At 62.4% G+C, this 7,085-nt stretch carries 7 protein-coding genes and 1 tRNA gene; all 8 read left to right on the plus strand.

What is annotated here, in order from left to right; genetic code table 11:
* The first annotated feature begins 64 nt into the window (after positions 1-64).
* Positions 65-141, plus strand: a tRNA-Met gene (locus tag ACEW8G_RS12715).
* A gap of 165 nt (positions 142-306) precedes the next feature.
* Positions 307-1,503 carry a tyrosine-type recombinase/integrase gene (locus ACEW8G_RS12720; RefSeq protein ID WP_373488783.1) on the plus strand — a complete coding sequence of 399 codons (1,197 nt, stop codon included), beginning with the start codon at positions 307-309 and terminating at the stop codon, positions 1,501-1,503.
* Entirely contained in the window at positions 1,458-2,399 is a 942-nt protein-coding gene (locus ACEW8G_RS12725) for a hypothetical protein (RefSeq protein WP_373488784.1), read from the plus strand. The genes ACEW8G_RS12720 and ACEW8G_RS12725 overlap by 46 nt, the downstream gene beginning before the upstream one ends.
* Before the next feature lie 171 nt (positions 2,400-2,570).
* A complete protein-coding gene (locus ACEW8G_RS12730; protein WP_373488785.1) occupies positions 2,571-2,744 on the plus strand; it encodes a helix-turn-helix domain-containing protein in 174 nt (57 codons plus the stop codon).
* Positions 2,745-2,852: 108 nt separating this feature from the next.
* Complete coding sequence (locus ACEW8G_RS12735; protein ID WP_373488786.1) at positions 2,853-3,458, plus strand: hypothetical protein; 606 nt, start codon at positions 2,853-2,855, stop codon at positions 3,456-3,458.
* A gap of 207 nt (positions 3,459-3,665) precedes the next feature.
* Positions 3,666-4,037, plus strand: coding sequence for a hypothetical protein (locus tag ACEW8G_RS12740; RefSeq protein WP_373488787.1), 372 nt, complete (start codon positions 3,666-3,668; stop codon positions 4,035-4,037).
* On the plus strand, positions 4,034-5,866 hold the full coding sequence (locus ACEW8G_RS12745) for a type IV secretion system DNA-binding domain-containing protein (protein ID WP_373488788.1): 1,833 nt from the start codon (positions 4,034-4,036) through the stop codon (positions 5,864-5,866). Before ACEW8G_RS12740 ends, ACEW8G_RS12745 begins: the two co-directional genes overlap by 4 nt.
* Positions 5,866-7,085: MobF family relaxase (gene mobF, locus ACEW8G_RS12750; RefSeq protein WP_373488789.1), on the plus strand; the 1,220-nt coding region annotated here is incomplete at its 3' end. The genes ACEW8G_RS12745 and mobF, both read left to right, overlap by 1 nt.

Genomic DNA, 7,085 nt, shown 5'->3' on the forward strand with positions numbered 1-7,085 from the left:
GCTGCCCGCCGCACCCTAAATGCGCCGCCTTCGCAGCGGCTCTCCGCCGCGTGATGGCCCTTGGGGCGGAGTAGCTCAGCCGGTTAGAGCAGCGGAATCATAATCCGCGTGTCGGGGGTTCGAGTCCCTCCTCCGCTACCATTCTCCTGTCTGCCGACGCACGTGGACAGTTGAAAAAACCCCTGATTTCCGCTAGTTTAAGGACAGTCGTTGGTTGTCAGCGATTGCCTTTGTCTGCCTGCAATCGTGGAAGATGGGGGCCTAATTCGGGGGCCTTGCGAGACTCCCGCAGAATTGAGGCCCCCAATGGCGCTGACTGATACCGCGATCCGAAACGCTAAACCCAAGGAAAAGCCCTACAAAGTCGCAGACTCTCAGGGCCTGTATCTGTTGGTCAACCCAAGGGGCAGTAAGCTGTGGCGGGTCAAATACCGAATAAACGGCGCGGAACGGAAGCTGGCGCTTGGGGCGTACCCGGTGATCACACTGGCCGAGGCCCGCGCGGCGAGGGATACAGCCCGCAGGCAACTTGCCCACGCGGTTGATCCGAATGTTGCCAAGCGACAGGCCCGGATTGAGGCGAGTATGCGGGCGGGCAACAGCTTCGCCAGCGTTGCCGAGGAATTGATTGCGAAGCGTGAGCAGGAAGGCGTTTCCCCGCGAACACTCGAAAAATATACCTGGCTGCTGAAATTGCTTGGCCCGGAATTCGGGCGCAGGCCGGTCGCGGAGATCACCCCGGCAGAGCTGTTGCACGAGTTGAAGCATCACGAGCGCCGGGGACGGCTGGAAACGGCTAAGCGGATGCGTTCGTTTGCCAGTCGCGTATTCCGATATGCCGCCGCAACGACGAGAGCCGAGCGTGACCCCGCGCAGTTGCTCTTGGGGGCACTCATACAGCCGAGGGTTAAGCATTTCGCCGCCATTACCGAGCCAACGGAATTTGGTGCGTTGCTGCGCGCTATTGAGGACTACTCAGGCGACCCGGCGGTGATGCACGCGCTCAAACTGACACCGCACCTGTTCCAGCGTCCCGGCGAGCTGCGGCAGATGGAATGGGTCGAGATCAACTTTGAAAAGGCGGTCTGGACGCTTCCGTCTGACAAAATGAAAATGCGGCAACCCCACGCAGTGCCGTTATCCCGGCAGGCGCTCGCAATTCTGAAAGGTATGCAGGGACTGACCGGCAAGGGGAAATACGTGTTCCCATCGGTCAGAACACGCGCGCGGCCAATCTCCGAGAATACGGTCACCGCCGCATTGCGCCGCATGGGTTATACCAAGGAGCAAATGACCACGCACGGTTTCCGCACTTCCGCATCCTCGCTGTTGAACGAATCCGGCAAGTGGAACCCCGACGCCATCGAGAGGGCATTGGCGCATATGGTTTCGGGTGAGATACGGCGCATCTACAACCAGTCAGCCTATTGGGGCGAACGTGTTGCAATGGCGCAGTGGTGGAGCGACTATCTGGACGAGTTGAGGGAAGGCGGAAACAGATGACAGGCAGCCCCGGTGAAGGATGGAAAGTCTTCGCAGACGGGGATGATCACGAAAATGTTCCGCTCTGGAAGGCCTTGGCGCAATTCACGTCCGACGACCTAGACGAAGGTTTGAAAGCCAATGCCGCTGTCATCAATCGGGCGACCCCGCCTTTCGCGCGATATTACAATGGCGCTTTCATTGTCAGCATGGTCTTCGGGTTTCTGTTCGTCATATTCCTGACCGGCCTGCTGATTTCATCGCCCTCCAAATCAGCAAACCTCTTTTCGTTCCTCACACTGGCGACCCTTGCCGCAACGGCCGCACCGCATCTCTGGCGGCAGCTCTACCAATATGGCTTGAAGACCCCGGACACCCCTCTGGACCTGCCACACGCGCCAGACCGGCATTTTGACGAATTTCTGGGTTTTCTCCAGAAGGCGGCTGGCCCTCGCGCCTACTACATATCCCGCTTTGGAAAGAAGCGGGTGTTCCTCAATCGCAGGCAGTTCTTCGGCAGGCTGCGCTATTTCCTGTTCTCCGAACACAGCGCGGATCGCGCGATCGTCATGCGCTTTCGAACTGGTCATTCCCTTCCCGGCGACATTTTCCTCCATCAGGATGATGTCGATAGAATGCTCGCCATGGGCAAACCGAAGCGCAAAGGCGGGCCGGGCCGGAACAGCAAATACCGTTATGCCGAGGCGATTATCGCCCTGATCGGCGATGAACGGTTAGGCGCTCTGGACCTGAACGACCGGGCGGCATCGATCCGCGCGATAAAGCAATGGCTTGCGGTTTGGTTCGAGGCCAACGCCGATGCATCCGGTGATGTGCCGCGCGGCGACCAGTTGTTGCCCTATGCTGAAAAAATCGCCGACCATCTGAAAAATCCGCCTGCCATCGGCGGGCACTGACCGGCGCGCTCTTTTCCGAAACTGAACCGGCATTTTTGAGCAGCGCCGGGCATTTCTGTTTCCACGACCAACGGCAGATTTCTGCGGCCTTCCCATTACTGGACGACGCACCGGAAACCATGTGCAACTTGGGCCGTCTCCCGCCGCGAATCGGCAACCAAGGAGACGCACATGGAACTACTGGCAATCTCTATCAACGACACCGCCAAGGCGCTCGGCATCGGGCGTTCATCGGTTTACACCCTGCTTAAATCCGGCAGGCTTGATGCGATTAAGATCGGCAGGCGAACGCTGCTGACCACGGAGTCCATCAAACGCTTGGCGCAATCCCGAGCCGACATCTGACCCGCAGGCGCTCCACGGCCCCAGCCTGATTGATGGGCGGGCCGCTCCGCACCTGCTCCCCCGAACCACAAGAACACCCGCCATCGTGGTTTCACGAAAGGATGACCCATGTCCATTTTCCATCGCGCCATGGATCGGTTTGCCGATTTCATCTGGACTGGCCGCAAGGTCAATCTGCGTTTCACCGCTGAATATCGCACCGCCTGCTATGCCGTGCCGCTCATCAACAAGTTGCTGGCCGAGGGTGATGACGGTGATGCGTACCGCACTGCGCTTGTCCCTTGGCATGAGGCCGAGCGACCGCCACTTGCCATCTATCAGGGCGGCACGTCCCGTTGCCGGATCGATGGGCCGTGGCAGATGGCTAGGTGTGACTGGCTTCCGCTCGGTGGATTGATTCTGTCACCCAGCGTTACCGCGCACCTTGATCCGTTCGAGGCGCAGGCGCTGCATGACAAGATGCAGCAGGCGATAGAGACCGTCATTCTGGCATGGGTCCGGGATCATGATCTAACCGCGCTACCGCCGGTTCCGGAGCATTTCGACAGGCGTAGGGCCGACCGGAAAGCCAAGGCGATGATTGCCGCTTGGGCATCCGGCGAGGGGGCTTCTGCAACGTCCATCATCACCCCCGGCGATGGCGTCGATTGCTGTTCTGGCTACACCGCCGACCTCCCATGCGATGCTTGCCGGAAAGGGCCAGCCCATGACTGACGCGGCAACCCACAAGGAGATGTTGTGGGGCTGCGATGCTACGCATCGAGCCAGCAATTTAGATACACACCTCACGCACGGGTGCATCCAGCATTTCTGCGGGTTTGGCGCGATGCTGATAGCATCTCCTCAAGTTCAGGCGCACGGGAACGGCGCAATTCAGCCATTTCTAGCGATGGCGGATAGCATCTCGCCGGGAGCGGCACGATGAGCGCCCGCGCCCAGACCGTGCGGCTCACTCCGTCGCAGCAACGTACCCTTGTCGGCCTCGCCAAGCAGCGCGGATTGAGCGAATACGCAATGCTCGCCCGCGTCGTGGACGCGGGCCTTGCCGCCCTCGTTCACGGGGCGGGCAACGAGATCGATGCCCGCGAGATCGTCACCGAACTGGCAGCAGTCGGCACCCGCATGGTCGATGTCGAGCGGATGCTCGACCGCGCTTTGTTCACCGCCTGCGCCGCCTATTGCTACGCCCGCAGCGCGGCACAGGCCACGCGCAAGAGCGATGAAGTCATCACTGCCGAGATCAATGCGTCCTATGATCGCCAGCGGCGGCTTTCGCAGGAGCGCCGGAAATGAGTCAGCCGCACGACCGGCGCGCCCATGCCGATGCATTGCGCCGCCACAATCGCAACAATCGGGCCGCGCGCTTCAAGCGGCAGGCCGGTATCATGCTGGCATCAATCGCCCTGGGCGCTGTTGCCGCACCCTATGTCATGCTGGACCGGCAGACGGTGCGGGCGACCGGCACCTACGTCCAAGCCCAAGCGGCGGCATGGTTCGCCCAAGGCACCGTCGCCAATCCCACGATCAGAATCAGCTATGAGGGGGCCGACTATATTGTCCCGGCCCGTGCCGTCATCGCACACAGCTATTATCGGCGCGCGGCCCATGCGACCTATGCCAATGCCATACGCGGCTGCTGGCTGGGATTTGTCGGCTGGCTGGCGAGCCTGTTCCTGTTGCGCGGGGCCATGGCACGGCGGCGCGAGCACGCCTTGCGGGACCGGGTGATTGCCGGAACACTGGTGACGACGGAGGGGCAGCTTGCGAAATTGACCGGCGCCGAGGCCGATGCCCGCGCACTGGCCGTTGGCACTGTCCCTATTTCCGGCAGGCTGGAAACCCGGCACATGGCGATGATCGGCACGACCGGCAGCGGCAAGACCACCGCCTTGCGTCAGTTGCTCGACGGCATCGAGGCGCGGGGCGAAGCCGCCTTGGTCTATGACACCAGTGGCGAGTTCATCGCGCACTATTACAACCCCGAGCGCGGCGACGTGATCCTCAATCCGTTCGATGCCCGCTGCGCCTTCTGGTCGCCCTTCGCGGAGATCACCCACCCCGCTGATGCCGACCGCATCGCCCATCAGCTTATCACCGAGACCGGGCAGCATGACAGCGACGTGTGGCTGGACACCAGCCGCATCCTTGTCGCCAACATGATCCGGGCGCTTTGGCGCGAAGGCAATTGCAGCTTGTCTGATTTGCTGAATGCCTTGCAGGACCGCACCAAAGACGACCTGAAATTGTGGCTGGCGGGCAGCTCCTCGGCACGCACCTTTGCCGATGACGCCGACCGGGCGACCGGCAGCGTGCTGTTCATGCTCGCGAAGGCGGCGAACCTGATCCAGTTCCTCCGCGTGGACGACGGCGGCAGCGTACCCTTCGCCTTCCGGGACTTCATCCACGCGCTGGACAAGCGCACAGGCCCGCGCCCGTGGATATTCGTGCCGCGCAAGGAGGATTATTTCGAGGCGTCCAAGCCATTGCTCGCCTGCTGGCTGGAATGCGCGGCCAGCGCGGTGCTCGGCCTTCCCCCATCGCCCGATCGGCGCATCTGGTTCGTGCTGGACGAGCTGGCCGACTTGCCACGCGTCGATAATCTGGCGCGACTGCTGCCCGAAGGCCGCAAGTTTGGCGCGGCGGTTGTGCTGACCTTTCAGGCGCTGGGCCAGATGCGACATCGCTATGGACCGCAGATCGCGGAATCCATGTTAGGCTGCTGCAATACCAAGCTGTTCCTGCAAACCATCGACAGCGAAACACGGCAGTGGGCCAGCCAGACCATCGGCGAGTGCGAGGTCGAAATCCAGACCATGACCGACGCGCTGGCCGAGGGCGACGACAAGCCCCGGACCACGCTGGGCAAGATACGCAAGATGCGGCCCGCCATTCTGGAAAGCGAACTGCGCCTGCCCAAGTTCGAGGGCTATTTGCTGTTCCCCGATGGCTTGCCGGTGGCGCGGATCAGGCTGACCGCCGATCATGTCGTGCGGCGTGGGCCTGCTCGTCAGCCAGGATTCATCCCCGGCGACCCCAAGACCACCCTTTGGGAACAGGCATTGACCGTCGCGCCAACGGCTGCACCGCCGACACCATCAAACGCCAGCGAGGGGCCAGTCTGATGGTCGCGTCCGTTTCCGCGCTGACCAGTTCAGGTCAGGCCGCCAGCTACTATGAGGCCGACGACTATTATGCCGGGGATGGCCTTTCGCCTTCGGAGTGGCAGGGCAAGGGCGCGGAGGCGCTGGACCTGTCCGGCGATGTTGATCGCGACCAGTTCCGCGAATTGCTCGACGGCAAAGTGGAAGACCAGCAGTTGGGAACGACCCGTGACGGCAAGCTGGAGCATCGCCCCGGCTGGGATGTGACCTTGAGTGCGCCCAAATCGGTGTCGGTCATGGCTGAGGTTGCGGGCGACCGGCGCTTGGTTGCGGCGCATGGGCAGGCGGTAAAAACCGCGCTGGCCCATGTCGAGCAGCATATGGCGGCCACCCGCGTCCGGGACGGCGGCGCGGTGAACCGCGAGACCACCAGCAATCTGGTGGTCGCCAGTTTCCAGCACGGCACCAGCCGCGCGCAAGACCCGCAGCTTCACACCCACAATGTCATCATGAACGCCACCAAGAGCGAGGACGGCGCGTGGCGCAGCCTTGAACCGCGCGCCATCTACCAGCTGCAGAAGCAGATTGGCGCGATCTACCGGCAGGAACTGGCCTTGAAGGTGCGCGAGTTGGGCTATGAGATCGAGACCGGCAAAGACTCGCTATTCGAGATCAAGGGCGTGTCCGGCGAGGTCATGGCCGCGTTCAGCACCCGGAGCGCCGAGATCGAGGCCGCGCTTGGGACACGCGGCACAACCCGCGATGAGGCCAGCGCCGCCGAAAAGCAGATCGCCGCGCTCGACACCCGGCAGGCCAAGGTCGCCGCCGATCATGCATCCCTTGTCGCGGACTGGCGGGAGACGGCCAGCGCAGCCGGGTTCGGGTCGGAGGCACGGCTGGCGATGGTCCGAGAGGCCGAGGGAATAGCGGCCAGCAAGGATCATCGCGCTACCATGGAAATGCAGGGCGACACGAGCGCGGGTCGCGCCGTTGCCCATGCCGCCGACAAGCTGGGCGAACGCAAATCGGTGTTTTCCGCAGCCGCCTTGCAGGAGGAAGCCGGGCGCATTGGGCTGGGCAAGGTCAGCTATGCGCAGATCGGCGAAGCCATGGCTGCGGCCACCAAGCAGGGCGAGTTGATCGATCGCACCCACATTGACCGGCGCGGCGCGGAATTTGCCGGGTTCACCACCCGCGCCAATGTCGAAACCGAAGCCAAGATGCTGCGGATCGAGGCGGA

This window comes from Blastomonas sp., from assembly GCF_041747255.1.
In the GTDB taxonomy this organism is placed as follows: Bacteria; Pseudomonadota; Alphaproteobacteria; order Sphingomonadales; family Sphingomonadaceae; genus Blastomonas.

Excerpts from the sequence above, each read along its gene's own strand:
- ACEW8G_RS12745 (WP_373488788.1), top strand. The coding sequence starts at position 4,034 with ATGAGTCAGCCGCACGACCGGCGCGCCCATGCCGATGCATTGCGCCGC.
- ACEW8G_RS12740 (WP_373488787.1), top strand. The coding sequence starts at position 3,666 with ATGAGCGCCCGCGCCCAGACCGTGCGGCTCACTCCGTCGCAGCAACGT.
- ACEW8G_RS12730 (WP_373488785.1), top strand. The coding sequence starts at position 2,571 with ATGGAACTACTGGCAATCTCTATCAACGACACCGCCAAGGCGCTCGGC.
- ACEW8G_RS12735 (WP_373488786.1), top strand. The coding sequence starts at position 2,853 with ATGTCCATTTTCCATCGCGCCATGGATCGGTTTGCCGATTTCATCTGG.
- ACEW8G_RS12720 (WP_373488783.1), top strand. The coding sequence starts at position 307 with ATGGCGCTGACTGATACCGCGATCCGAAACGCTAAACCCAAGGAAAAG.